General features: G+C 72.4%; 20 protein-coding genes and 4 pseudogenes. 8 read left to right on the forward strand and 16 right to left on the reverse strand.

All coding sequences use genetic code 11. The features are described 5' to 3' along the window. Positions 1–16: 16 nt before the first annotated feature. The 6 genes and pseudogenes from ACFPZI_RS21355 to ACFPZI_RS21380 all read right to left on the reverse strand — a co-directional run bounded on the left by ACFPZI_RS21355 (position 17) and on the right by ACFPZI_RS21380 (position 6,070). Positions 17–1,465 (reverse strand): annotated as a pseudogene (locus tag ACFPZI_RS21355) (NF041680 family putative transposase). 137 nt (positions 1,466–1,602) lie between these two features. Continuing rightward, on the reverse strand, positions 1,603–2,922 hold the full coding sequence (locus ACFPZI_RS21360; protein ID WP_381365247.1) for a CAP domain-containing protein: 1,320 nt from the start codon (positions 2,920–2,922) through the stop codon (positions 1,603–1,605). A 103-nt stretch (positions 2,923–3,025) separates the two neighbouring features. Continuing rightward, positions 3,026–4,297, reverse strand: a complete 1,272-nt coding sequence (locus ACFPZI_RS21365) for a serine hydrolase domain-containing protein (protein WP_381365250.1) — start codon at positions 4,295–4,297, stop codon at positions 3,026–3,028. Between the two features lie 207 nt (positions 4,298–4,504). Further along, positions 4,505–4,849, reverse strand: a pseudogene (locus tag ACFPZI_RS21370) (helix-turn-helix transcriptional regulator); the annotation flags it as partial. Positions 4,850–5,042: 193 nt separating this feature from the next. Then, positions 5,043–5,396 (reverse strand): UBP-type zinc finger domain-containing protein, encoded by a 354-nt coding sequence (locus ACFPZI_RS21375; protein WP_381365253.1) that lies wholly within the window; start codon positions 5,394–5,396, stop codon positions 5,043–5,045. Positions 5,397–5,717: 321 nt separating this feature from the next. Beyond that, positions 5,718–6,070: pseudogene (locus tag ACFPZI_RS21380) on the reverse strand (VOC family protein). 58 nt (positions 6,071–6,128) lie between these two features. Between ACFPZI_RS21380 and ACFPZI_RS21385 the strand changes: the two are divergent. Continuing rightward, positions 6,129–7,001, forward strand: a complete 873-nt coding sequence (locus tag ACFPZI_RS21385; RefSeq protein ID WP_381365256.1) for a universal stress protein — start codon at positions 6,129–6,131, stop codon at positions 6,999–7,001. 91 nt (positions 7,002–7,092) lie between these two features. Here the strand turns inward: ACFPZI_RS21385 and ACFPZI_RS21390 are convergent, their stop codons facing one another. The 4 genes and pseudogenes from ACFPZI_RS21390 to ACFPZI_RS21405 all read right to left on the reverse strand — a co-directional run. Continuing rightward, complete coding sequence (locus tag ACFPZI_RS21390) at positions 7,093–8,328, reverse strand: DUF4032 domain-containing protein (protein WP_381365258.1); 1,236 nt, start codon at positions 8,326–8,328, stop codon at positions 7,093–7,095. A gap of 71 nt (positions 8,329–8,399) precedes the next feature. After that, positions 8,400–9,146 (reverse strand): MBL fold metallo-hydrolase, encoded by a 747-nt coding sequence (locus ACFPZI_RS21395; protein WP_381365344.1) that lies wholly within the window; start codon positions 9,144–9,146, stop codon positions 8,400–8,402. Positions 9,147–9,194: 48 nt separating this feature from the next. Continuing rightward, positions 9,195–10,460, reverse strand: a complete 1,266-nt coding sequence (locus ACFPZI_RS21400; RefSeq protein WP_381365261.1) for an acyltransferase family protein — start codon at positions 10,458–10,460, stop codon at positions 9,195–9,197. Positions 10,461–10,592: 132 nt separating this feature from the next. Next, positions 10,593–10,697, reverse strand: a pseudogene (locus ACFPZI_RS21405) (alpha-ketoglutarate-dependent dioxygenase AlkB); the annotation flags it as partial. A 236-nt stretch (positions 10,698–10,933) separates the two neighbouring features. On the opposite strand from ACFPZI_RS21405, the gene ACFPZI_RS21410 reads away from it, so the two are divergent. Beyond that, positions 10,934–11,587: a TetR/AcrR family transcriptional regulator gene (locus ACFPZI_RS21410; RefSeq protein WP_381365264.1), complete on the forward strand. Its 654-nt coding sequence runs from the start codon at positions 10,934–10,936 to the stop codon at positions 11,585–11,587. A gap of 17 nt (positions 11,588–11,604) precedes the next feature. Then, a complete protein-coding gene (locus tag ACFPZI_RS21415) occupies positions 11,605–13,278 on the forward strand; it encodes an FAD-binding dehydrogenase (RefSeq protein ID WP_381365267.1) in 1,674 nt (557 codons plus the stop codon). An 88-nt stretch (positions 13,279–13,366) separates the two neighbouring features. On the opposite strand, the gene ACFPZI_RS21420 is transcribed toward ACFPZI_RS21415, so the two are convergent. The 3 genes from ACFPZI_RS21420 to ACFPZI_RS21430 form a co-directional block, all read right to left on the reverse strand. Beyond that, positions 13,367–13,717: a DUF488 domain-containing protein gene (locus ACFPZI_RS21420; RefSeq protein ID WP_381365270.1), complete on the reverse strand. Its 351-nt coding sequence runs from the start codon at positions 13,715–13,717 to the stop codon at positions 13,367–13,369. 103 nt (positions 13,718–13,820) lie between these two features. Further along, the gene (locus ACFPZI_RS21425; RefSeq protein WP_381365272.1) at positions 13,821–14,066 is read right to left on the reverse strand and encodes a WhiB family transcriptional regulator; all 246 of its coding nucleotides are present in this window, start codon (positions 14,064–14,066) and stop codon (positions 13,821–13,823) included. 163 nt (positions 14,067–14,229) lie between these two features. Next, positions 14,230–15,126 carry a LysR family transcriptional regulator ArgP gene (locus tag ACFPZI_RS21430; RefSeq protein WP_381365347.1) on the reverse strand — a complete coding sequence of 299 codons (897 nt, stop codon included), beginning with the start codon at positions 15,124–15,126 and terminating at the stop codon, positions 14,230–14,232. Positions 15,127–15,196: 70 nt separating this feature from the next. Between ACFPZI_RS21430 and ACFPZI_RS21435 the strand changes: the two genes are divergently transcribed. Continuing rightward, the gene (locus tag ACFPZI_RS21435; RefSeq protein ID WP_381365275.1) at positions 15,197–15,814 is read left to right on the forward strand and encodes a LysE/ArgO family amino acid transporter; all 618 of its coding nucleotides are present in this window, start codon (positions 15,197–15,199) and stop codon (positions 15,812–15,814) included. A gap of 77 nt (positions 15,815–15,891) precedes the next feature. Then, on the forward strand, positions 15,892–17,271 hold the full coding sequence (locus ACFPZI_RS21440) for an MFS transporter (RefSeq protein WP_381365277.1): 1,380 nt from the start codon (positions 15,892–15,894) through the stop codon (positions 17,269–17,271). A 41-nt stretch (positions 17,272–17,312) separates the two neighbouring features. Here the strand turns inward: ACFPZI_RS21440 and ACFPZI_RS21445 are convergent, their stop codons facing one another. Continuing rightward, positions 17,313–17,768 (reverse strand): cyclic nucleotide-binding domain-containing protein, encoded by a 456-nt coding sequence (locus ACFPZI_RS21445; protein ID WP_381365280.1) that lies wholly within the window; start codon positions 17,766–17,768, stop codon positions 17,313–17,315. Positions 17,769–18,251: 483 nt separating this feature from the next. Here ACFPZI_RS21445 and ACFPZI_RS21450 point away from each other — a divergent pair, with 483 nt between their 5' ends. From ACFPZI_RS21450 to ACFPZI_RS21460, 3 genes are all read left to right on the forward strand, one after another. Beyond that, positions 18,252–18,680, forward strand: coding sequence for an ATP-binding protein (locus tag ACFPZI_RS21450; protein ID WP_381365283.1), 429 nt, complete (start codon positions 18,252–18,254; stop codon positions 18,678–18,680). A gap of 204 nt (positions 18,681–18,884) precedes the next feature. Next, on the forward strand, positions 18,885–19,730 hold the full coding sequence (locus tag ACFPZI_RS21455; RefSeq protein WP_381365286.1) for a SigB/SigF/SigG family RNA polymerase sigma factor: 846 nt from the start codon (positions 18,885–18,887) through the stop codon (positions 19,728–19,730). Then, positions 19,727–20,158 (forward strand): hypothetical protein, encoded by a 432-nt coding sequence (locus tag ACFPZI_RS21460; protein ID WP_381365287.1) that lies wholly within the window; start codon positions 19,727–19,729, stop codon positions 20,156–20,158. Before ACFPZI_RS21455 ends, ACFPZI_RS21460 begins: the two co-directional genes overlap by 4 nt. Before the next feature lie 34 nt (positions 20,159–20,192). On the opposite strand, the gene ACFPZI_RS21465 is transcribed toward ACFPZI_RS21460, so the two are convergent. Next, positions 20,193–22,511 carry an FUSC family protein gene (locus ACFPZI_RS21465; RefSeq protein ID WP_381365290.1) on the reverse strand — a complete coding sequence of 773 codons (2,319 nt, stop codon included), beginning with the start codon at positions 22,509–22,511 and terminating at the stop codon, positions 20,193–20,195. A 129-nt stretch (positions 22,512–22,640) separates the two neighbouring features. Beyond that, entirely contained in the window at positions 22,641–24,023 is a 1,383-nt protein-coding gene (locus tag ACFPZI_RS21470) for an NAD(P)/FAD-dependent oxidoreductase (RefSeq protein WP_381365293.1), read from the reverse strand. Between the last annotated feature and the right edge of the window lie 12 nt (positions 24,024–24,035).

Genomic DNA, 24,035 nt, shown 5'->3' on the forward strand with positions numbered 1-24,035 from the left:
GTAAAACCTGGGGTGGTCAGCGGGGTCCTTGTTCGGTTGCTCGCTTGTCTGTCTGATCTGCTGTGCCGAGCAGGGCGTTTCCGACCTCGTAAGTTGGCGCCTTCCGTATGTTGCGTCGGCCGGGCGGATGGCCGGGACCGGGACGGGAAGGTTTCGGCGCGTTCGTGAGGACGGGCAGTGATCTGCGAACTTGACGAAACCCCCGGCGGACGCGGCCGGGGGTGAGCTGGTGGGCAGCCAGGGGTTTCTCTCAGGGGCGCTTGAGGTCGGCGGCCAGGGGCCGGGCCAGGCGTAGTTGGGTGTAGACGGCCAGGACGAGAGCGGTCCAGCGATCGGCTGCGGCAGGAGAGCGCAGGCAGATGCTCGTCCAGCCCAGGTGTTGCTTCCAGTAGCGGAAGGTGTGCTCAAGATCGAATCTGCGCAGGAAGCACGACCAGGCGCTGTCGGCGAGGTCGGCGTCCGCGCCGGTGCGTGACCACCACAGCCACAGGGGCTTCGGGCTGCCGCCGGAGGGCAGACGGTCGACGTCCAGGCGGATCACCGTGCCCGGGACGATGGGCAGTTCGGGTTCGGGGTGGTGCTGCCAGATCGTCTGCCGGTTGAGCTTGGGGTGCAGGCGCTCGAAGCAGCGCACACGGACGTTCCCGTACTTGTCGAGGGTGCGGACGGTGTCGTGGGCGGGTGGTTGCCAGGTGTCGGGGTGGTGGAACTCGAAGCGCTCGCCGTGGCGCCGGGGCCGGCCGCCCTTCGCGCCGACGCCTCCGCCCGGGGGCGCGTCTTGGTAGAGGACGCGGTCGCCGCGCAGGCGTACGCAGACCTCGACGGGCAGGTCGGCGAGCTGGTGGGCGAGGTAAGGGCCGTCGTAGCCGCAGTCGGTCACGATCCGGATCGGTGGGTCGCCCACCGTCCAGCGTCCGAGGGCGACGATCCGGCTCACGACACTGCGCAGCTGGTGGGCGGTGACCTCTTGGAGGTGTTCGCCCGGGCGTAGGCGGCGGGCATCCAGGGGTGCGGTCCAGGAGGTGGGGCCGCTGGTCAGGGCGGCGACGACGGAGTAGCACCAGCCGGGGATCGTCTCGTGGGCGCCCTCGGCGCGGCCGTAGGTATGACAGAAAGTGCGCTGGTCACTGGTGCCGGCGTCCGGGCGTGGCCAGGGGGTGGTGTCCACGGCGAGCACGATCCCGCCGCCGGGGCCACGCGGCAGGTCGTGCAGGGCGAAGGACCAGTTCAAGCGCTCGACGTCGACACGGCCGTTGTTCATGGCGCGCTGAATGGAGCCGTGGGAACGGGCGTGTTCGGGCACGAGGCTGAGTTCGGCCAGGTTGCGTACCGGTCCCTCGCTGCACAGCACTGCATCGGCGATCTCGAAGAGCGCATCGCCCCATCGCGTGAGGCAGGAGCGGACATCGACGCGGAACTCCTTGAGTTCACGCAAGGCCGCGTCGCGGGCACTGGGATCGGGCACACTGGGAACGACGGCCGCGTCGGCCTTACTCGGTGTCACAACCTCAGGATTACGGCGTGGCCGTCGCCTTGTCCGGCGTTTTCCCATGCGAGGAGCTCGAACAACGCCTGTTCGAGACCGCCAGGTTTTACGGCAAGCTAAGCGCCGAAGAGCTGGGTCCAGTACGTGCCGGCGCGGCCGCCGCCCGCGAAGCCGACGCCGATGTGGGTGAAGTCGGGCTTGAGGATGTTGGCGCGGTGGCCGGGGCTGTTCATCCACCCTTCCACCACCTCGGCGGCCGAGCGCTGGCCGCAGGCTATGTTCTCGCCGATGGTCCGGCGCGCGGAGCCCGCGGCGGCGGCCCGGTCCCAGGGACGGCTGCCGCCGGGAGCGGTGTGGGAGTAGAAGTCGCGGGCCACCATGTCGGCGCTGTGCGCCTGCGCGGCCGTGACGAGGAGCGAATCGACGGCCAGGGGCGGCAGCCCGGCCCGGGCGCGTTCCCGGTTGGTGAGGTCGACCACGTCCGTCACCGTCCGGGTCAGGCCGGCCGGGGTGAGCGGAACGGCCCACAGCGCCGTCCAGTAGACGTCACCGGCGGGGCCGTCGCCCGCGTACGCCAGACCGGCGTGGGTGAAGGCGGGACCGTGCAGGGTGCGCCGGGACGGCTCGTTGCGCAGACAGTGGGCGACGAACTCGGCGGGGGTGCGCGGACCGGACACCAGATGCTCGCCGACGGTGAGATACGCGTATCCGGCGGCGACGACCCGCTGGTGGACGGAGACACCGTCCCGGCTCTCGACGGCGAGGTGTCGCTGCGCCGCCATGGCCTCGGCGTGCGCACGGGCCGCCGACATCAGCCGCGCGTCGAGCGCGATCGGAGGCGAACCCGCCTCGGCCCGCGCGGAGTTGACCGGACCGAGGTAGCCTGCCGGATCGGGGACGGCCGACGGCGCCGCCGCAGCCGGAACCCCGGCCACCCCGGCCACCCCGGGCTCCGCCTCGTCGAGCACGTCGACGCCGAAGTCCCGGGCCAGACCGGCCAGTCCGTCGGCGTACCCCTGGCCGAGGGCGCGCAGCTTCCAGCCCTCGCCGCGCCGGTAGATCTCCGCGAGGAGCAGCACCGACTCCTGCCCGGGGTGCGCCGGTGAGAACCGGGCGAGGGGGCGCCCGCCGGCGTCGGTGACCTGGAGGACGGGCGGGGGCAGGTCGCTCAGTGGGATGGTGGGGTCTGCGGCGCTGACGGCCACCGTGACCCGGACGGCGCCGGGCCGCAGGGCGCTCGGGTCGACGGTGAGCGTGTCGCCGTGCAGGCGGGCGCCGGGGGCGGACGGCTGATTGAAGAACACGAAGTCGGCGTCGTCCCCGACCTTTCCGCCGTCGTCGGTGATCAGCGCGGACACGTCGTAGGGGCCCGGCACCCGGACGGTCACCGTGCCGCCCGGAAGGGCCAGATTGCCGCCGGGGACCAACTCGCTCATCGCGCCGCCCTGCTGTCGTCAGCCGTCAGTGGTCCGTCGTCGTCACGGACCGGTGGGGGGTGCCCGGACAACGGTTGGCGACGGGCGCGGGTTCCCGGGGCGGTCAGCCGGGCGAGGTCCCCGTCGCCGCGGGTTTTGTTCCCCCCGGCTGCGTCCCCGCCGTGGTGTCCTCGTGCCACTGCGCCGGAGCGGAGCCCCGCCGGACCGTCGCCCCCTTGCCGCAGAAGGCGGACTCCAGTGTGCCCAGCATCGTGCTCATCACCGGGGCGTTGTTCGAGGTGGTGGCGAGCGCGGTGAGGCTGCGCCCGCCGTCCTTCGAGGTGAACGCGTAGGTGTAGTAGCCCTGGACGGCGCCGGTGTGCCCGTACACGGACACCCCGCACGACAGATCGCGGCGCCGCAGCCCCAGCCCGTACGCCTGACCCGTGCCCGCGGGGACCCAGCGCTGCATCTGCGCCAGGCCGGCCGTCGAGGTGAGCCGGCCGGCGAGCAGTGCCGACAGGAAGGTGTTGAGGTCCCGTGTGCTCGAGACGACGGCGCCTGCGCTCTGCGCCCAGGACACCGTCTGCTCAGTGGCGTCGACGAGCTCCGTCGCCGGTGCGTCCGGGGTGAGGTAACCGCGCGTGTGGCGACCGGGGATCGTGGTGCGGGGATGCGGGTAGGACGTGTCGCTCAGCCCGAGAGGGTCGATGATCCGGTTGCGGTACTCGGTCGCGAGGGAGTGGCCGGTCAGCTTCCTGATGAGCAGGCCCGCGACGACGAAGTTGGTGTTGGAGTAGTTGTAGGCGCCGCCGGGGGCGGTGGTCCGGGGACGTTCCAGCGACAGTTCCACCAGCCGGCTCAGGGTGAAGGTCTTGGTGCGGACCGCCTCGAAACCGGGGACCGTCCACGCGAACAGGTCGTTGGTGTAGTCGTACAGACCGCTGCGGTGGCTCAGCACATGGCGGACGGTGATCCGGTCGTCGGGCAGCAGTTCTGGCAGGTGGTGGTTGACCGGGTCGTCGAGCTTCACCTTCCCCTCGTCGACCAGTTGCAGGACCACCACGGCGGACATGATCTTGGTGACGCTGCCGATGCGGAAGCGGTCGGTGGTCGCGATGGCCCGCCCGGTCCCGCGGTCGGCGAGGCCGAAGGACGTCCGGTGCACCGTGCCGTGGTCGTCGATCCGGGCCAGGGCGCCGGGCGCGCCCTGCGACCGTGCCGTGCGCAGCACGCTCCCGAGGCCGGCCAGGTCGGGGGCGGGCAGCGCCGTGGCCACCGAGGGTCGGGCCGTGTCCGGAACCGGGAGAGCGGCATGTGCCGCAGCTGCCTGGAGGGTCAGGGCGGCCACCGCGGCGGCGGCCGCCCCCCTGCGCATCGTCGTCGCTGAGACCATTCGGCTGTTCTCTCCCGCTTCCGCCGACCATCCGTCATCTGACTGTCGGCAGCCCACAGTTGCCCACTGTGCCGGACGTACCGGGTGCGACCGATCAGCACAGTATTGCTGCGATATCCGTTCAAAGCGGTTATTTGGGGTGGGTGTGAGGAGTGTCGGGAAGGGCGGGAACAGCGGGAGTGGCGATACGGCCCGCTACGACGACGGCGCGACGGCAGCGGTCCGCAGCACCCGCTGGGCGGTCTCGGAGAGCTGTTCGATCCGGATGAGGAGCACGTCGGCCAGCCGGCTGGGTACCCCGCCCGCGAGCAGTTCCTCGGCGTAGAAGGCGTTGCCCTCGGCACGCTCGACGATCCGGCGGACCGTGGCGTCCGGCAGCGGCCACTGTTCGAGGGCGCGCACCAGCCGGGCCACGTCGGGGTCGGGCAACGGTCGCAGCTCCAGCCGCTCCACCGAGGGCAGCCGCACCAGTTCGGCCAGCAGGGGCCGGAGCGGGTGCCGGCGGGGCAGGTCGTCCAGCAGCCTCGTCCTGCCCGCCCCGGCGCCCCCGGCGATCAGCGCGGCTCACCCCCGCGGGCGCGCTCCAGCACCCCGGCGAGCCGGGCGAGTTCGTCGTCGCGGCCGACGAGCGGACCGGCGAAGGAGATCTGCGGCACGCGTCCATCCTGGCACGCGCCACCGGCCGCACCTTCTCCGCCGGCGATCTCCGCGGAGGGGCCGGCCCCGCCCCGGTCCCGTGGGCCCCTCAGCGACGCAGCTTCTGCTCCCAGTCCTCCGGGACCCGCCCCGACGGGCCCGGAACCGGCTGGTCGGCCGGACGGCTCGCGGGCGGGGCCAGGTCCGGGCCCGACTCGTACAGCTCCTCCGTGGAGTAGTTCCAGAACCAGGCCTCGCCGGGCTCGTAGGTGCGGACCACGGGATGCCCGGTGGCTTTGAAGTGCGCCGTGGTGTGCTGCCCGGGCGAGCTGTCGCAGCAGCCGACGTGTCCGCACCGCGCGCAGCGCCGCAGATGGAACCACCAGCCGCCCACGGCGTCGCAGTCGGAGCATCCCGCGCCGCTCGGCACGGCACCGGGATCGATGGCCTGGTCGCTGGTCATGCCGGCTCCTAGGGAGGTCGTCGGAGCTCCGGCGGGGAGCGCGAGCGACACCGGAGAGCGGGCGTCGCCGTCCGGTACCCGGCGCCACGGAAACACCACCGGCAGCCGGTCCATCGTAGGTTCGAACCAGGCGTTGCGCGCGGCGAGGCTCAGCCTGAATCCACCGACGAAAACCGGACCCGAGCAGCCTTCGTCCAGGTCAGCGGCCCGATTGAGCCGTTCCGCGCCTTCACCTCTCAGGTGAAGATCGACTACCACCCGAAGGACTGGTTGACCTGGGAGGACACAGTCTGCCCTCCATGATCATCGGTGGATCCAGGCTCAGACAGCGTGTGAGGAGAGCACGCGGAACTCGTTGCCCTCGGGGTCGGCGAGGACCCGCCACGGCTGCTCGCCCTGGCCGACGTCCGCCGGGCGGGCACCGAGGGCGAGCAGGCGGGCGACCTCCGCCGCCTGGTCGTCGGGCCGGAAATCCAGGTGGAGGCGGTTCTTCACGGTCCGCTCGTCCGCACCGGCACGAAGACGAGCCCCGGCAGACGGTCCCGCTCCGGCCGGATCCCGTACTCGTCGGGCGAGTCGCTCCGCACCACCCAGCCGAGGGCCTCGGCCCACCAGCGTCCCAGCGCCACCGGATCGGCCGAGTCCACCACTACCTGCTCCCAGGTCAAGGTCATGCAAGAAGGTTAGGGAAGACTGGACCGTGCGTAGTGGACACGACACAGGAGGAACCGCATGACACGCCCGATCACGGCAGGGGTCGACGGAACCGAGGAGAGCCTCGCCGGACTGGCCTGGGCGGCGAGGGAAGCGGTCCGCCGGGGGCGGCCGTTGCGGGTGGTGCACGCCTGGCGCTTCCAGACGCACGAGGCGGTCGACGCCGGCGACGCCGCCACTCAGGAGCGGTGGGTGCGCGACGCGGTGGCCGAGTCGGTCCGCCAGGTCACCGAACGGCACCCCGCTCTCGCGGTGACCACCGATGTCCTGGAGGGGGACGCCGTCGGGGTCCTGACCGGCGCCTCGGCGGACGCCGAGATGCTGGTGCTCGGCTCCCGCGGGCACGGGCGGATCGTGGGCTTCCTGGTCGGCTCGGTCGGCCAGCAGGTGATCGTCGAGGCCCGGCGGCCGGTGGTGTTCGTACGGGCCGAGGACACGCCGTCCGGCGAGGTCGCCGGGCGGGAGATCGTCGTCGGCCAGCAGGGCGACCCGGAGGACAGCGCCGCCGCGCTGGAATTCGCCTTCGAGGCCGCAGCCGCGCGGGGGGCCACCCTGCGCGCCGTACGCGCCTGGGCCCTGCCGCCGATGTTCGCCTACAGCCCCGACACGCTGCGTCTCATGGACGAGGCCGGGGGCCTGGAGCCGTACGAGCAGAAATCCCTGTCGGACGCCCTCGCGCCGCTGCGTGAGCGCTATCCGCAGGTGCGCGTCGTCGAGCACGTGGAGATGGGCAGCGCCGGGCAGGTGCTGCTGTCGGCGTCCGGCACGGCTCAGCTGATGGTCGTCGGCCGCCGCGCGCGCCGCAGTGCTGTCGGGGCCCGGATCGGCTCGGTCGCCCACGGCGTCCTGCACCACGCGGACTGCCCGGTGGCGGTGGTGCCGCACGGCTGACCCGCCCGGCCCCGGCGGCCGGGGCCAGGGCCGGGCGTGGCTGCCACCGCCGGTGGCGCCCCGGTCGCTGCCCTGCCCTGCCCTGCCCGGCTCAGTCGGTCGTGGGCCGCAGCGTCTCCCGGGCCTTGGGCAGGATGTTCCTGATGTAGTCCTCGACCGCCGTGTCGAGACCGATGTCGTGCTGGGCCCGCTCGGACAGGTACCAGCGGTGCTCCAGGAGTTCGTGGTAGATCTCCGCCTGGTCCATCGCGCCGCGCAGTCCGGGCGGCACGGCACGCACGGTCGGGCGGAACACCTCCCGCACCCAGCGGTGGGCGAGGACCTCCGGGCGGGCGCCGGGCAGGGCGCCGTCGGGGGTGTAGTCGTCCTGGGTGGCCATCCAGCTCTCCAGGTCGTTCAGCAGCCGCCTGGCCTGGTTCTCCTCGGCGTCCAGCCCGGTCAGGCGCAACAGCTGGCGCTGGTGGTGCCCGGCGTCGACGACCTTCGGCACGAAGGTGACCGTGTCGCCGTGGGAGGCGTGCTCGATCTGCATCTCGGCCACGTCGAAACCCAGATCGTTCAGCCGGCGGATCCGGCGCTCGATGTAGTGGTACTTGCCCGCCGGGTAGACGGAGGTACGGGTCAGCTCCCGCCAGAGGCCCTCGTAGCGGGCGCAGATCTCGGTGCCGAACCCGATGGGGTCCACGGACGGGTGCAGCGCTCCGGAGGCCTCCAGGTCGAGCAGCTCGCCGCTGATGTTCACGCGGGCGAGGTCCAGGTCGTACGCGCGCTGGCCGGGGCTCAGCTCCGGGTGCAGCTCACCGGTCTCGGCGTCCACCAGATAGGCGGCGTAGGCACCCGCGTCCCGCCTGAACAGCGTGTTGGACAGCGAGCAGTCGCCCCACGCGAACCCGGCGAGATGCAGCCGTACCAGGAGCACGGCGAGCGCGTCCATCAGCCGGTGCATGGTCGCCGGACGCAGCGTCGTCTCGAACATCGACCGGTACGGCATCGACCCGCTGAGATGCCGGGTGATCAGCACGCTCTCCAACGGCTCCCCGCCGGTGCCCGCGCGGCCGGTGACCACGGCGAGCGGATCCACCGCGGGGATGCCGATCCGGTCCAGGTCGCGCAGCAGCTCGTACTCGCGCAGTGCGGGCCGCCGGGCGAGTTCCTTGACGGCGATCACCTCGTCACCGGCGCGGGCGTAGCGCACCACGTGCCGGGAGATGCCGCGCGGCAGCGGTACCAGGTACTGCTCGGGCCACTCCTGGAGCGGCAGGTGCCAGGGCAGTTCCAGCAGGAGCGCGGGATGCTCCGGGTTGGTCGCGCTGATCTGCAGGGCCATGACTCGGGTGTCCTCGTCTCGCGGGCGGACGTCTCCGGAGCGATGGTCACACCGGTGGTCGCCCGCTCACCCTATTGCGCGCGTTCGCGGGCCAGTTCCGCCGCGCCCGCCAGGGACCCCCGGTGCGCGGGGCCGTGTCCGGGCAGCGTCAGGTCGCCCGCCAGCTCGGCCAGGATGTCCAGCGAGCCGATGGCGGTGGCCCGCTCGTGGTGGAACATGCGGGGCAGCAGCTGCGGTCCGTCGATCCGGGACGTCGGGTGGGCGCTCACCAGGGCGTCGCCGGACACCACCACCCCGAGGTGCGGGAGATGGAAGACACAGTGCCCGTCGGTGTGGCCGGGCGTGTGCACGGGCACCGGGCGGCCGGGCAGGTCCAGCGGGCCGGACCGCGGGAACGGCTCGGGTGCGGCAACCGGCACGTGCGCCGTGCCGCCGGAGCGCACCACGTGCAGTGCCCAGGGCAGCACACCCGGCCGCCAGCTGTTGCGCAGGACCTCTCCGACGGTCACCTGCTGGAGGAAGTCCCGGCGCGCATGGGGGACTTCGGCCTCGTGTGCGTACACGGGCGTGCCGTACGTGGCCCGCAGGTACTCGGCGGAGCCCAGGTGGTCCGTGTGGGCGTGAGTGATGAGGACGGCCGCGACCGATTCCGGTGAACCGCCCACCTCCGCGAGGGAGGCGAGGAGCTGTTCGCGGTCACCGGGGTACCCGGTGTCGATCAGTGTGACGGCGTCCCCCTCCTGGAGAATCACCCAGTTGGTGTGGGAGCCGTGCACCAGGTGGGTGCCCTCGGCCACCTGCCGTACCTCTGCGCGCATGATCGCCCCGAGTCCGTCGTCCCTGTCGGAAGCCACCAGGAAAGCAGATCAGGACGTCGTCGGAGGGGGTGGTCCCGTTCGTGTCGCAGCCGGTACGGGACGGGCCGGGGATACGGTGCGCATCCCGAACAGGAAGCGCGTCACCCGGGTTCTGCGCACCCCGAACTCATGGATGGTGAAAATGACGGCCAGTGAGGAGAGCACGATCACGGCGTACTTGACCGCCGCCGGCACGGACCAGCCGACCACTCCGTAGGCGAAGACGACCACGACCGGCTGGTGCAGCACGTACAACGGCAGCGCGGCAAGCGCCCCGTACCGTAGGGCGCGGTGGAGGATCCGGTCCCTGCCCCGTGTCCCCTCGGTCCCGCCCCCTGCCCTCGCCGTCCCGTTCCGGGGCCGGTCCAGCAGGCCGAGGATCGCGAGCACCCAGCACCAGCCCGCCGCCCCGAACAGCGCCCGGGTGAACAGCGCGAACGGCGTCCACGCGGTGAACGGGTCGTCCCCGGCGACGAATCCGGGCGCCGTCCCGGCGAAGAGGACCAGTCCGAGCACGCCGACGGGGACGGCCGCGCGGCGGGTCAGGGCGCGGACCTGTTCGTCGTCGGCGAGGGCGAACCCGAGGAGGAGGAACAGGAGGTAGGCCCAGCGGTTCCAGCCGGCGAAGCCCTCCTCCATGCCCAGCAGGGCGTTGACAGCGGTGAGCGGCAGCGCCGGAAGCAGAAGCAGGACCGGGTGGCGGCGCAGCGTGGGAACGACGTACCCGGCCGCGGCCGCCAACTGCCGTGCGACCGGCGCGAGCAGCAGGCAGAAGGCCAGCAGCAGTACGACGAACCACAGGTGCCCGGTCTCGAAGTGGTCCCCCTCGAGTACGAAGGGAAAGTCGGCGAGATCCGGGCGTACGGTGAGGAAGCGCGGCCAGAACCGCCAGTACGGTTCGTCGTACCCGGAGTCGGCCGCGCGCAGCCGCAGCCACTGCGGGAGCGGGCACAGGACGAGGGTGCCGAAGACCAGCGGGACGCCGAGCCGCAGCAGGCGTTCCCGGGCGAACCCGGCGGGTCCCCGGTGACGGATCGAGTGCCGGGCGCCGAGACCGGCGACGAGGAACAGCATCGGCATCGCCCACACCACCCCGAACCCGGCGAGAACGGTCACCGCGCCGCTGGTCTGCGGGTTCTTGACGTAGAAGTCGTCGTCGGGGGAGAACACCAGGGCGGCGTGGAAAAAAACCAGACCGAGGACAACGAGGGCGCGCAGCACATCGAGTTCACTGCGCCGGCCGGCGCCGACAGGTGGCTCGGTGTCCGCGCTCATCGGCCCTCCCCGCAGGTGTGCGGTCCAGTGTGGGGGAGCGGGTCGGGGGACGACAGGCTTCCGGCGAGGGCGAGGGCGAGGGCGAGGACAGGGCGCACGCATAGGCAGGGGCGGTCGGGCGGTCGGTCGGTTCACGCCGTGTGGGCGGAACCGGACGCTGATGCGCGGTCCGGCCGCACGGGTGCTCCTGGGTATGCGGTGTTCCCGGGCGCGCCGGCAGGAGCCGCCCTTGACGACAGCAGCCGGGGCACGTCGACGACGCGGTCGTACATGGTGCGCCGCTCCGCCCGCCAGGGCACCTCCGCGGCCGGCGGGCCGAGTAATGGCTCTTATTCGAACGAACGTTCCGCTTGGTGGCGGGGGCCTCCTTGGGAGGCCCGGGAAGCCCGAGGAATTCGGGAAGTTCCCGCCGCCCGGGCCTATGGATACATCGATGTATCGGATACGTTCGCGTATCGAACGGAGGTGGCGGGATGGCCGCGGACGGCAGTACCGGGCGTGTGGCCCGGCGGGTGACCGGACGCCGCGTCCGCACGCGCGCCGACCTCCTCCGGGCGGCGTTCGCCGTGTTCGCGACTAAGGGCTTCGGGCACGTCTCGATCGAGGAGGTCTGCGAGGCCGCCGGATACAGCAGGGGCGCCTTCTACTCGAACTTCGCCACCCTGGACGAGTTGTTCTTCGCCCTGTACGCGGAGCGCGCCGAGCTCATCGCCGAGCAGGTCTCCGGAGCCCTCGCCGTGGGCGGCTCCGACCTCGACGTGCCCGCCACCGTGGACCGCGTCACCGAGGTGCTGCTGCTCGACCGGGACTGGCTGCTGGTGAAGACCGACTTCCTGGTGCGTGCCGCCCGCGACCCGGAAGTCTCCCGCACCCTGCTGGAACACCGCGCCAGGCTGCGCCGCGCCATCGCGGACCACCTGGGCCGGGCCCGCGGCCACACCGAACTGCCCGCCGTTCTCGGCACCGCCGAGGGCGCCGCGCACGCCGTGGTCGCCGCGTACGACGGAGTCACCACCCAACTGCTGCTGGACGGGGACGCCGAGCACGCCCGCGCCTGGCTGAAGCAACTACTGACCGCGCTGCTGACCGACGGCAGCGCCGAACCGGCCGCGCACCGACGCGGATGAGGAAGGGACTTCTCGCCATGGATGCCGACGTCATCGTCGTCGGAGCGGGTCTCGCGGGCCTGGTCGCGGCCCACGAACTGACCAGCCGGGGCCGCAGGGTCGCCCTCGTCGACCAGGAGAACGCCGCCAACCTCGGCGGGCAGGCCTTCTGGTCCTTCGGCGGGCTGTTCCTCGTCGGCTCCCCGGAACAGCGGCGCCTCGGCGTCAAGGACTCCTTCGACCTCGCCTGGAGCGACTGGCAGGGCAGCGCCGGATTCGACCGGCTCGAGGACGAGGACACCTGGGCGGTGCGCTGGGCGCGCGCCTACGTCGAGTGGGCGGCGGGGGAGAAGCGTTCCTGGCTGACCGGGCACGGCATCTCCTTCCTGCCCACCGTCGGCTGGGCCGAACGCGGTGACCTCCGCGCGGACGGGCACGGCAACAGCGTGCCCCGCTTCCACGTCGCCTGGGGCACCGGTACCGGCGTCGTCGAACCCTTCGTCGGCCACGCCCGGCAGGCCTCGCGCGACGGTCTGCTCACCTTCCACCACCGGCACCGGGTCGACGAACTGGTCGTCCGGGACGGCGCCGTGAGCGGAGTGCGGGGCGCCGTCCTGGCCCCGGACGACGCCCCGCGCGGCGTCGCCTCCAGCCGCGAGGCGATCGGCGACTTCGAACTCACCGCCCAGGCCGTGATCGTCACCAGCGGCGGCATCGGCGCCGACCACGACATCGTCCGCCGTCACTGGCCCGAGCGGCTCGGCACCCCGCCCCGCGAGATGGTCACGGGGGTCCCCGCCCACGTGGACGGGCGGATGCTCGGCATCAGCGAGCGCGCGGGCGCACGCCTGGTCAACCGGGACCGGATGTGGCACTACACCGAGGGCGTACGGAACTGGGACCCGGTCTGGCACGGTCACGGCATCCGCATCCTGCCCGGACCGTCCTCGATGTGGTTCGACGCCCTCGGCCGCCGGCTGCCCGAGCCCTGCCTCCCCGGCTACGACACCCTGGGCACGCTCAAGCACCTGCGCACCACCGAGGACATCGCCGGGTACGACCATTCCTGGTTCATCCTCACTCAGAAGATCATCGAGAAGGAGTTCGCACTGTCGGGCTCCGAGCAGAACCCCGACATCACCGCCAAGGACCGGACCGGGTTCCTACGCGAACGCGTCCTGGGCAAGGGCGCCCCCGGCCCGGTCGACGCCTTCCTGCGCGAGGGCGCGGACTTCGTGACCGCCCCGGCCCTGGAGCAGCTCGTCGAGAGGATGAACGCCCTCACCGACAAGCCGCTCCTCGACGCGGCCGCCGTCCGGCGCCGGATCGAGGCCCGCGATCGGCAGCTCGGCCATTCCTTCAGCAAGGACGCCCAGGTGCAGGGCATCCGCAACGCCCGCCGCTACATGGGCGACCGCCTCGGCCGCGTGGCCACCCCGCACCGCATCCTCGACCCCGCCGCCGGCCCGCTGATCGGCGTCAAGCTGCACATCCTCACCCGCAAGACCCTCGGCGGCATCCAGACCGACCTCGACTCCCGCGCGCTGGACGGCGAGGGCAGGCCGGTCGAGGGGCTGTACGCGGCGGGCGAGGTCGCGGGCTTCGGCGGCGGAGGCCTCCACGGCTACAACGCCCTGGAGGGCACCTTCCTCGGCGGCTGCCTCTTCTCGGGCCGCGCGGCGGGCCGGGCGGCGGCGCGGCAGACGGCGTAGCCGATTCGGGGCGGGCCGCAGGGACACGGCTGCTGCCCGCCACTTTGGCCCCTCGGACACACCGGAGCGGCCGGAGAACGCAGCCGTGTCAGTCGTCGAGGAGGCGGGCCAGCACCTCGGCATGGCTGGTCTCCGGCTCCCTGGCCGCGGTCACCAGCGTCACCCGGCCCTGCGTGGCCAGATCCCGCACATGGTCGAGGAGTTCGGCCGCCTCGGGAGCGGCGAGCTCCTTCTCGTAGCGCCCGCGGAACTCCTCGTACGGCCGCTCGCCCGTGTGGTACCAGCGGCGCAGGTCCGTCGACGGCGTCAGCCCCTTGGGCCACTCGTCCACGCGGGCCAGGTCCTTCGCCAGGCCACGCGGCCACAGCCGGTCGACCAGGACACGGATCCCGTCGTCCGGCTCGGGCTGTTCGTAGACACGACGCACACGCACGCTCATGATCGGCCCCTTCCCACGCTCTCCTGGCGAGCCTAACGCCGCTCACCGGGCCGGGCACGGCGGGCGGAACGGCGGACAGGCAGGGCGGAACCCCGGGCCTGCCTCAGGCGCGTCGCGCCTTCAGACGGCGCTTCAGCGCGCGCCGCTCCGTCTCGCTCGTGCCGCCCCACACCCCGAGGGACTGCCCCGTGTCCATCGCCCAGTCGAGGCACTGCTGCTGGACAGGGCAGCGTCGGCACACCCCCTTCGCCTGTTCCGTCTGAAGAAGGGCCGGGCCGGAGGTCCCGATCGGGAAGAAGAGCTCGGGATCCTCGTTCCGGCAGGCCGCGCGGGTCCGCCGGTCGTCCATGGAAAATCACCTGATTCGGAGTGGATACGCATCCTTGGGATGCCGTGCTCCGTTACGGGTCACCTGTCGACACGCGATGAAACAGCGGCCTCGGTGGTGTGCGTCACCGCGGACACCACCGGCCGGCCGACGACGAGCGCGACGAGGGCACGGTACCCACCCCTCAACTCCGCAGCGCCGTCGCCGCAGTTGCCGCCACGGCCTCGGCCACCGCTGCCAGGGCCGGGGAATCCAGCTTCCACTGCTGCCAGTACAGGGGCGCGTCGGCCGCGCGGTCCGGGGCGAAGACGGTGAGCCGGCCGGCCCGCAGCAGGGGGCCGGCCTGCGTCTCGGGGACCATGCCCCAGCCCAGGCCCGCGGCGACTGCCTCGGCGAACCCCTCCGAGGTCGGAATGAGGTGCCTGCCCGTGTTCGCCCCGGTGCGGCCGCGGGTGAGCCGGCGGACGAAGGCATCCTGGAAGTCGTCCCGCCGGTCGAAGGTCACCACGGGCGCCCGCGGCAGCGTCTCCTCCAGCGGCCCGGCGAGGTACCGCGCGGCGAACTCCGGGCTGGCCGCGGGGAGATAGCGCATCCGCCCCAGCAGTCGTACGGAGCAGCCCGGCACCGCGTCCGGCGAGGAGGTCACCGCGGCCATCACCACCCCCTCCCGCAGCAGCGTGGCGGTGTGGGACTCGTCCTCGCGGCGCAGTTCGAAGCAGAGGCGCAGCTCGCCCGGGACGCGGGTGAGGGCCCCGAGGAACCAGGTCGCCAGCGAGTCCGCGTTCACCGCCACCGAGACCCGGGTCGGCTCCCCGGCCGAGCTCAGCCCCAGCTCCGCGTACGCGTCCCGCTCCAGCCGGGCCACCTGGCGGGCCAGCCGCACCAGCACCTCGCCCGACTCGGTCGGCCGGACCGGGCGGGTCCGCAGCAGCAGCACCCGACCGGTGCGCTGCTCCAGCGCCTTCACCCGCTGGCTGACCGCGGAGGGCGTCACATGCAGGGCCGCGGCCGCCGCGTCGAAGGTGCCCTCGTCCACCACGGCGAGCAGGGTCCGCACCTGGTCCAGCGGAAGGTCGTCCATCACACCGGCTAAGGGTACGTAAGAATCATTAGCTGTACTGCAGCCGGACGTGGCCTCTAGCGTCCTGTGCATGACCGCCGCCCTGACCACCGCCGCCGCCGGATTCGGCACCGGCCTCTCCCTGATCGTCGCCATCGGCGCCCAGAACGCCTTCGTCCTGCGCCAGGGCGTCCGCCGTGAGGCGGTGCTCGCCGTGGTGGGCATCTGCGCGGTGTCCGACGCGCTGCTCATCGCCCTGGGCGTCGGCGGGGTCGGCGCGCTGGTCGTGGCGTGGCCCGGCGCGCTGACGGCGGTCGGCTGGATCGGCGGCGTGTTCCTGCTCGGTTATGGCGTCCTGGCCGCGCGGCGGGCGGTCCGGCCGGTCGGGACCGGGCTCGAGGCGGAGGGCGAGGCCGTGACCTCGCGCCGCCGGGCCGTACTCACCTGCCTGGCGATGACCTGGCTCAACCCGCACGTCTATCTCGACACCGTGTTCCTGCTGGGCTCCGTGGCCGCCGACCACGGGCCGCTGCGCTGGACGTTCGGGCTCGGCGCGGTGCTGGCCAGCCTCTGCTGGTTCGCCGTCCTCGGCTTCGGCGCCCGGCTGCTGAGCCGCTTCCTTGCCCGTCCCACCGCCTGGCGGGTCCTGGACGGCCTGGTCGCGGCCACCATGATCGTCCTCGGCTGCACACTCATCGCCGGAAGCTGAGGCGGCGGGCGAGTGCTGCCGCGGGTGCTGCCATAGTGATCCCCGGCAACAAGATGTAGTCACCAACCGGGACGGTCGTGGACCCCAGCGAGAACAGCACCGAACCCCGGGCCGAGGAACCCGCACCCAAGCGGGCCGTGCCCGAACCGGCCATGTCCGCGCCGGCCGGCCCACCCGGGCCGTCCGTGTCCGGACCGGCGGAACCGGCCGCACCGCCCCGGCCGCACGGCCTGCGCCGCTGGGCCATGGACACCCGGCCCCTGCGCCGCCCGGCCTACCGCCGGCTGTGGACGTCCACCATCGTCACCGCGGTCGGCAGCCAGCTCACTGCCGTCGCCGTGCCCAAGCAGATCTACGACATCACCGGCTCCTCCGCCTGGGTCGGCGCCGCAAGCCTGGCAGGCCTGCTGCCGCTGATCGTGTTCGCGCTGTGGGGCGGCGCGATCGCCGACGCCATGGACCGCCGCACCCTCCTGCTGATCACCAACACCGGAATCGCCGTCACCTCGGTGCTCTTCTGGGCGCAGGCCGCCGCCGGGCTGGAATCCGTCGCCGTGCTCATGGTCCTGCTCGCGGTGCAGCAGGCGTTCTGGGGACTGAACGCCCCGGCTCGCAGCGCCTCCATCGCCCGCCTGGTCCCCGAGGGTGAACTGCCCGCCGCCAACGCCCTGGGCTCCACCGTCATGCAGACCGGCCAGGTCGCGGGACCGCTGCTCGCGGGCGCGCTCATCCCGGTCGTCGGGCTGGCGGAGCTGTATCTGATCGACGCGCTGGCGCTGTGCGTCACCGTCTGGGCGGTGTACCGGCTGCCCGCCCTGCCACCGCTCGGGGCCGCGGTGGCGCGGCGCGCGGGCATCCGGGAGATCGTGGACGGGTTCCGCTACATCGCCGGGCACGCGGTACTGCTGCTGTCCTTCCTCGCCGACATCGTCGCCATGGTCCTCGGCATGCCCCGCGCCCTGTTCCCGCAGCTCGCCGCCGAGACGTACGCCCCCTACGGTGAAGGGTTCGCGCTGGGGCTGCTGTTCGCCGCGATCCCGATCGGCGCGGTGCTGGGCGGACTTTTCTCCGGCACGTTCTCCCGGGCCCGCCGGCACGGCTGGATGGTCATCGGGTCCGTGATGGTGTGGGGCGTCGCCATCACGGGGTTCGGGCTCAGCGACAGCCTGTGGATCGCCGTGGCCTTCCTCGCTGTCGCCGGCATCGCGGACATGGTTTCGATGGTCTTCCGCGGGGCCATCCTGCTCTCCGCCGCGACCGACGAGATGCGCGGCCGGATGCAGGGCGTCTTCACGGTCGTCGTCGCGGGCGGCCCCCGGCTCGCCGACGTCCTGCACGGCACCGCCGGTTCCTCCCTCGGCCCCCGTACGGCCGTGGCGGGCGGCGGGCTCCTGGTCGTCGTGGTGATGCTCGCCCTGGCCGCCGCGATGCCGGCGCTGCGCCGTTACCGGGTGTGAGACGAGCGCGCCCGGCTCCGGCAGGATCCGCCGGACAGGCCTCAGAAGGCTCCGCGGATGCGCGTCGTCTGCTGTTCCATCAGCCGGCCCCGCGTCGCCTCCAGCCGGTGCGCGAGAATCTCGGCGACGCAGCGCACCAGCGTCAGCCCGAGCGCCGGATCCTCCTCGCACAGCTGCAGGACGGCCGCCGCGTCGAACTCGTAGGCGCGGACCTGGCTGAAGGCTTCGGCGCCGAAGTCCCACTCGTGGGGCGGGAAGAGCCAGGACCAGCCCAGCAGGTCGCCCGCGCCGAGCGTGGCGACCGTGACCCGCTGGAGCTCGTTCACCCGCTGATCGAGCGACACCGCCCCGGAGCGGACGACCCAGAAGCGGTCGGCGGTGGTCCCGGCCTCGAAGATCCGGGTGTCCTCGGGGAAGGACACCTCCTGTGCGAGCGCCATCAGGCGCTCCCGCTGCGGCGGGGGCAGGGCGGTCAGGAGTTTGATCGCTTTGGTCATGGGCGGGACTCCTCGCCGGGCCATCGGATGGTCCTACGTCCATTGGAGCCGCTGCCGCCGTCCGGGGCACCTCGGCGATGGCGGAGGTCGTGTTCCGGGGTGTTGAAAGCCCTGGCTGGACGGGGGAAACCAGCCAGGGCCGCAAAAGGTGGTCAGGGAGGACGGTTCGTCGACTCCGTCACCACTTATGTGTGAACGATAAACCATTTCTTGGGGCTCGTGTCGCCTGAATCGGGTCGGGTGACCTGTTTCACTCCGGGCGGCGGTCGCTCCATCCGTCAAGCCGACCGGCTGCCCCGGTGCGCCGTGGAGATGGCAGCCGCTCCGGAACGGGCCGAAAGGTTTGCCGGTGCCATGAGGGGTCAGCCGGAAGGGGGTGACCTTTCTCATCGAACAGGGAGCCGAACAATGTGCGAAGAGCACATGTTTTCAGCCGACACAGAACCGTCCGACACGGAACCCCCCGACACGGAACCCCCCGACATGGAAGGGCCGTACATGGAACCGCCCGGCACCGTCCGGGCCGCACCCCACCGCCCTTACCGGCCGGCCCAGGTGCGTGAGGCCGTGCAGCGGGCGGTGTGCGAACGCTGCCGCGCCACGCACACCCCGTGCGACGCCGCCGCCCTCGCGGACGCCCTGCTCGTCGCCTCCGAACTCACCACGAACGCGATTCTGCACGGCGGCGGCGTCACCGACGTCAGGGTCGACGTCGCCGGACCCGGCGTACGGGTGTCGGTGAGCGACCGCAGTACGGAACTGCCCGTCGCCCGGCCGGCGGCCGGCCCGCAGGGACGCCTCACGCCCGGCGGTCACGGCTGGCCCCTCGTCTGCCTGCTGTCCCGCGACATCCGCGTCCGGGACCTGCCCGCGGGCGGCAAGTGCGTCAGCGCGCTGGTCCCCCTGCCCTGAACTGCCGCCAGACCCTTTCCGTTGATTTGTTCACTGAAGTGGAGTTTGCGCCATCGGGCACCGGGCAGTCGGAGGGTCGTGCTTCGGACCGACGGCGCACCAGCGGGAGAGGCATGGCTGCTGTGGTACTCACTCCGGACGTCCTCACAGCGGCCGCCCCACGGTAGATCGCCCATGACAACAACTGTTCGGGAGCGAAACCGCATGCTCATAGACACGTCCACCGACCGCCCCGACACCCCCGCCCCCACGGCCGCAGGAGGTCGCAGGCGGCACGACGACGCCCCCGACACCGCCGCCCTGTTCACCCGGCTGGCCTCCCTGGAGGACGGCCCCGAGCGGGACGCCGTGCGCGACGAACTCGTCACCGCGTGGCTGCCCATGGCCCACCGCATCGCCGGCCGTTTCCGCGACCGCGGCGAATCCGTCGAGGACCTGCGCCAGGTGGCCGCACTCGGCCTGGTGAAGGCGGTGGACCGCTTCGACCCGGACCGCGGAGCCTTCGAGAGTTATGCCGTCCCGACCATCACCGGAGAGGTCAAGCGGCACTTCCGGGACCGGATGTGGGCCCTGCGGGTGCCCCGCCGCGTGCAGGAACTGCGGAACAAGGTACGGATCGCCCGGCGGGACCTCACCCAGACGCCCGGCAGTCCCGAACCCACCCCGGCGGACATCGCCCGGCACACGGGACTGACCGAGGAGGAGGTCGCGGCCGGACTGGAGGCGCTGGAGAGCTTCAGCACCCTGTCGCTGGACGCGGAGATGTCGCCCGACGACGACGGCTACAGCCTGGCCGACACCCTGGGCGCCTCGGACGCGTCCTACGACGTCGTGGTCGACCGTGAGTCCGCCAAGGAGGGCCTGCGTCGTCTGCCGGAACGCGAGCGGACCATCCTGTACATGCGATTCTTCGAGGACATGACACAGAGCCGCATAGCCGACCAGCTGGGGATCTCCCAGATGCACGTCTCCCGGCTGATCAGCCGAAGCTGCGCCCGGGTACGCGCCGACGCCATGGGCGGCCGCATGAGGGGAGCACGGAGCCGATGAGTGAATCCGAGATTCCGCCGGACGACGGACGGCCCGTCGATGTCTACCTCGACCTTCTGAGCATCCGGATGGACACCGAGGACTACCGCCTGCTGCTCCGCGTGGTGGAGCCGGTGCTCCGGGCGATCGAGGAGCACCGGCTGTCCGGTCCCGACCTCGCCCTGGACGGCGGTGACGAGGAACTGCCCCAGGAGGTCCGCGACGAGGCCGCCCTCGTCATCGCCACGGCCGTCACCGGCCGCATGGACAACGAGGTGGTCGAGCTGGAGGTCGACGAGAGCGGACCGGTCAGGGTGGTCACCGACGCGACGACCGCAGCCGATCCCTCCCGCCTCGAGGAGATCGCCGACTACATCAGGCAACGCCACCGGCAGAACGACGAACTGCGCGGCATCGCCGAGGCCAGCGGCCTTCCCACCGACTTCTGAACCCGCAGCCACCGGCTCCTGGACCCGCCACCCGCTACCCACGATGTCCGGGCGTGTCGCTTCCGTCCTTCGAGCGCGCCGCCTTCACCGCTCGGTCGTCGCTCGCCAGCGGGACGTCCAGCGGACGGGCGAGGCCCACCACCGCCTCGTCCAGCCGCTCCAGATGCCGTAGCACCCGGCCGGTGATCCGGCCGTAGCGCGACGCGCCGTCGCCGCCGGAACCGCCCAGCAGTGAGGCGAAGCTCGGCCCCGTCTCGATCCCCGCCGTGGCGTCCTCGCCCGCGACCCGGGCAGCGATCGTCGCGATGTTGCGCACGGTGCGCGCCGCCGCCCCGCGCAGCCGGGGATCCGCCGCGATCGACGGATGCGTCGGCAGCAGTTCGGCCGTTGCCGCCAGCGAGCGCGCGTGGTACGCACAGGTCTCCAGGAGCGCGACGACGTACCGCGCGGTGTCGCGCCTGCCCCGCAGCGGAGTGACCGGATGGGTGAGCGGCTGGGTCGCGGCGCGCAACTCGCCCAGCGCCTTGTCCAGCTCCCGCGCCCGGTCCAGCAGATCGGCGGCGGGCCCGCCGCTGAGCTGGTCGACGGCGGCCTCGGTGACCTCGGTGAGCCGTTCCAGCACGGTGGCCAGCAGCTCGTTCGTCCGCCGATCCGTACGCACCGGCAGGACCAGGGCCGCGGCAAACACCCCGCAGGCGGCACCCAGCGCGGTCTCGGCCACGCGCAGGACCAGCACCTCCCAGCTGTAGGTGTGCAGCAGCGTGTACAGCAGCCCCACCATCGCGGTCACGAAGAACGACATCAGCGTGTACGAGAGCGGTGCTGTGAAGGCCATCGCGAAGATCAGCACGAGGATCAGGGCGAACACCGTCCAGGCGTGCCCGCCGACCAGTGTCGCCAGCGCGATGCCGGCGACGACGCCGAGCACCGTCCCCACCAGCCGCCGGTAGCCCTTGACCAGGATCTCGCCCGTCGACTCGGTGTTGATGAAGACGAGCCAGCAGGTCAGGACCGCCCAGTACCAGCCCTGGGAGGACAGCAGCTCACCGCCGGCGATGGCCAGCGACGAGCCCACCGTGACCTGGACGGCGGCCCGGGTGGTGGGCCGCCGCAGCCCCGTGGCCTGCTCGGCCGGCTCGCCCTCCTCGCCGGCGTCGATGGCGGCGTCCTCGGCGTCCAGCTCCTCCCGGGAGAGGGCCGTCGCGGGGGTGTCGTCCGACTCGTCCTGCGGACCGCCCAGAGCGATCCGCAGCCCCATCACCGCGCGGGCCGCCTCGCCGATGACCCGGAACACATCCTGGAGAGCCGGGGGGCAGGCCGGCAGGTTCTCCTCGTCCCGGTAGGCGAGCAGCCGGTTGCGCACGTGGGCGATCGAGGTCCCCTCCACTCCGGGCCCGGCGTACAGGACCTGGGAGCGCAGGGAGAGCAGATCGCGGCGCAGCGCCGCGGTGGCCTCGTCCGGCGGGGACATCCGGCCGGCCTCCGGGGCGGGCGCGCCCGGCAGATACAGGGTCAGCGTGTCCGCGCGTTCCGCGCTGCGGGCGGTCAGCAGCAGCAGACCGAGCCGCTCGGCGGTGATCTCCGCGTCCGCGATCCGGCGCTGCACCAGCCGCGCCGACGACGCGTCGGAGGTGCCCTGCTCCAACCGGGTCTGGATCATCAGGGCCGTCTCGTGCAGCCGGGCGGTGCCCGTGCGGACGTCCGCCAGGGCCTCGTCGACCTCGTCCGCGTCGGCGTCGAGCAGCGCCACCTGCGCCGTCACGAGCTGCGCCAGCCGGGCACGGAAGGCCTCCCGCAGTCGTGCGAGGAGCCCGGCCGGGGTGACGGGGACGACGGCGAACCGCATGACGGCACTGCACGCGAACGCGACGGCCAGGGCGGCCCAGAGCCCCGGCAGTTCATCGGCGGAGGCGCCGATGAACAGGGACAAGAAGTAGACCTGGAAGCCGATCAGCCCGAGGGCGGTCCCGCGGTCGCCGAACCGGCGGGCGTACACCGCGCAGAAGATGAGGGCGACGAAGAAGACGTCCCCGACGGCCACCCGCTCGTTCAGCGCCGCGCCCAGCGACACGGACACGAGCGCCACCGGCAGTCCGAGAGCGAGCGTGACGGCCTGCGCGCCGCGCTGCCTCTCCCGGATGGCGAAGGTGGCGACCGTCGCCGTCATCGCCCCCGCCACCAGCTGGGCGACGCCGGCCCCTGCCAGGGCGAGCACGGCCAGGACCAGCGCGACGGAGCCCACCATCCGCAGTCCGGCCGTCAGCCGCAACAGCCCGGGATCGGACGCCGCCAGACGGTCCCGCAGCCGCGTCCGTACCGAGCGCCCCGCCGCCGCCTTCACGCCGCCGCACACTCCCCGTCGCTCGCGTTGATCAGGACGCAAGCATGGCACGGGCCGTCACGGACCCGCCGGGTGGCTCCCACCGGCCGGAGCGCCGGCCGGGCCGGCCCGCGGAACGGCGGAGCCGCCCCGGAGGCCGGGTCACCGCACGGGCAGGCCCGCCTCCTCGACGTGCGCCCGCACCTGCTCCGGAGTCAGATAGGCGTCCGTGTACTCGAAGTCCTTCAGCTTGGCGGGCCGGCGGGCCTGGAAGCCGGTCCGTACGAAATCGTCACCGGCGATCGAGTTCAGCAGCCAGCTGGTCATGACCCTCGTCTTGGCGACATTGGTGCGCAGCGCCGACCAGTGGTACCCGCGGGCCGCCACCTGAGCGGGCAGGCCCCGCAGCTCCACGCCGAGCGGCTTGGAGACGGCGTCGGTGCCGCCGAGGTCCACGACCAGCCCGAGGTCCCTGTGGTGGTACGGCTGAAGCGGCCGGCCGGCCAGCGTCGCGATGATGTTGTCGGCGACCTGCTTGCCCTGCCGGGTGGCGTGCTGCGCGGTCGGCGGGCACACCGCGCCCTCCACACCCTTGGCGTTGTCGGGCACGGCCGCGGCGTCCCCGAGGGCGAACACCCCGTCCTCGCCCGGCAGGGACATGTCCGCGGTGACCGCGAGCCGCCCGCGCACGGTTTCCGCGCCGAGCGTGGCGATCAGCGGGCTGGCGACCACGCCGGCCGTCCAGATGAGGGTGCGGGTGGGCACCACCCGGCCGTCGGTGAAGGTGACCTCCTCGGGCCCCGCCTTGGCGATGGAGACGCCGAGCGAGATCTCGATGCCGCGCCGGGTGAGGATCTCCTGCGCGCTGCGCCCGAGCTTCTCGCCCAGTTCGGGCATGAGCTTCGGCGCGATGTCGATCAGGTGCCACTTGATCAGGCCCGGGTCCAGCCGTGGGTAGCGCTCGACGGCGGCATGGGTCAGCCGCTGCAGACAGGCGGCGGTCTCGGTACCCGCGTAGCCGCCGCCGACCACCACGAACTGCAGCCGGGAGGTCCGCTCGGCAGGATCCTCGCTCGCGTCGGCGAGATCGAGCTGGGCGATGACGTGGTCGCGGATGTAGGCGGCCTCGGCCAGTGTCTTCATGCCGAACGCGTGGTCCGTGAGCCCGGGGATGTCGAAGGTACGGGTGACACTGCCGGGGGTCAGCACGATGTAGTCGTACGACTCGTTGACGATCCGGCCGGTGATGCCGCGAATGACGCAGACCTTGGCCTTCAGATCCACGCCGATGGCACCGCCCGGGATGATCCGGGTGCGGTACTTCGCGCTGCGGCGCAGCGACAGGGCGACCGACTGCGGGGTCAGCACACCGGAGGCGACCTGGGGGAGCAGCGGCAGATAGAGCTGGTAGGAGAGCGGTGTCACCAGGGTGATCTGGGCATCGTCAGGGGAGAGCTTCCGCTCCAGTCGGCGGACGCACTCCACTCCGGCGAAGCCTGCGCCCACCACCAGGATCCTGGGTCGTGTCCGTGTCACGGTGTTCATCCCTTTCTGCGG

Origin of the sequence: Streptomyces chlorus (assembly GCF_042655885.1) — a bacterium.
GTDB classification, from domain to species: Bacteria; Actinomycetota; Actinomycetes; order Streptomycetales; family Streptomycetaceae; genus Streptomyces; species Streptomyces chlorus.

What these genes read in the sequence shown, in the direction of transcription:
- ACFPZI_RS21420 (WP_381365270.1), bottom strand. Translation starts at nt 13,717, where the DNA reads ATGAGCGTGCGTGTGCGTCGTGTCTACGAACAGCCCGAGCCGGACGAC.
- ACFPZI_RS21430 (WP_381365347.1), bottom strand. Translation starts at nt 15,126, where the DNA reads ATGGACGACCTTCCGCTGGACCAGGTGCGGACCCTGCTCGCCGTGGTG.
- ACFPZI_RS21460 (WP_381365287.1), top strand. Translation starts at nt 19,727, where the DNA reads ATGAGTGAATCCGAGATTCCGCCGGACGACGGACGGCCCGTCGATGTC.
- ACFPZI_RS21415 (WP_381365267.1), top strand. Translation starts at nt 11,605, where the DNA reads ATGGATGCCGACGTCATCGTCGTCGGAGCGGGTCTCGCGGGCCTGGTC.
- ACFPZI_RS21365 (WP_381365250.1), bottom strand. Translation starts at nt 4,297, where the DNA reads ATGGTCTCAGCGACGACGATGCGCAGGGGGGCGGCCGCCGCCGCGGTG.
- ACFPZI_RS21385 (WP_381365256.1), top strand. Translation starts at nt 6,129, where the DNA reads ATGACACGCCCGATCACGGCAGGGGTCGACGGAACCGAGGAGAGCCTC.
- ACFPZI_RS21400 (WP_381365261.1), bottom strand. Translation starts at nt 10,460, where the DNA reads ATGAGCGCGGACACCGAGCCACCTGTCGGCGCCGGCCGGCGCAGTGAA.
- ACFPZI_RS21375 (WP_381365253.1), bottom strand. Translation starts at nt 5,396, where the DNA reads ATGACCAGCGACCAGGCCATCGATCCCGGTGCCGTGCCGAGCGGCGCG.
- ACFPZI_RS21435 (WP_381365275.1), top strand. Translation starts at nt 15,197, where the DNA reads ATGACCGCCGCCCTGACCACCGCCGCCGCCGGATTCGGCACCGGCCTC.
- ACFPZI_RS21360 (WP_381365247.1), bottom strand. Translation starts at nt 2,922, where the DNA reads ATGAGCGAGTTGGTCCCCGGCGGCAATCTGGCCCTTCCGGGCGGCACG.
- ACFPZI_RS21410 (WP_381365264.1), top strand. Translation starts at nt 10,934, where the DNA reads ATGGCCGCGGACGGCAGTACCGGGCGTGTGGCCCGGCGGGTGACCGGA.
- ACFPZI_RS21445 (WP_381365280.1), bottom strand. Translation starts at nt 17,768, where the DNA reads ATGACCAAAGCGATCAAACTCCTGACCGCCCTGCCCCCGCCGCAGCGG.
- ACFPZI_RS21450 (WP_381365283.1), top strand. Translation starts at nt 18,252, where the DNA reads ATGGAAGGGCCGTACATGGAACCGCCCGGCACCGTCCGGGCCGCACCC.
- ACFPZI_RS21470 (WP_381365293.1), bottom strand. Translation starts at nt 24,023, where the DNA reads ATGAACACCGTGACACGGACACGACCCAGGATCCTGGTGGTGGGCGCA.
- ACFPZI_RS21425 (WP_381365272.1), bottom strand. Translation starts at nt 14,066, where the DNA reads ATGGACGACCGGCGGACCCGCGCGGCCTGCCGGAACGAGGATCCCGAG.
- ACFPZI_RS21390 (WP_381365258.1), bottom strand. Translation starts at nt 8,328, where the DNA reads ATGGCCCTGCAGATCAGCGCGACCAACCCGGAGCATCCCGCGCTCCTG.
- ACFPZI_RS21455 (WP_381365286.1), top strand. Translation starts at nt 18,885, where the DNA reads ATGCTCATAGACACGTCCACCGACCGCCCCGACACCCCCGCCCCCACG.
- ACFPZI_RS21395 (WP_381365344.1), bottom strand. Translation starts at nt 9,146, where the DNA reads ATGCGCGCAGAGGTACGGCAGGTGGCCGAGGGCACCCACCTGGTGCAC.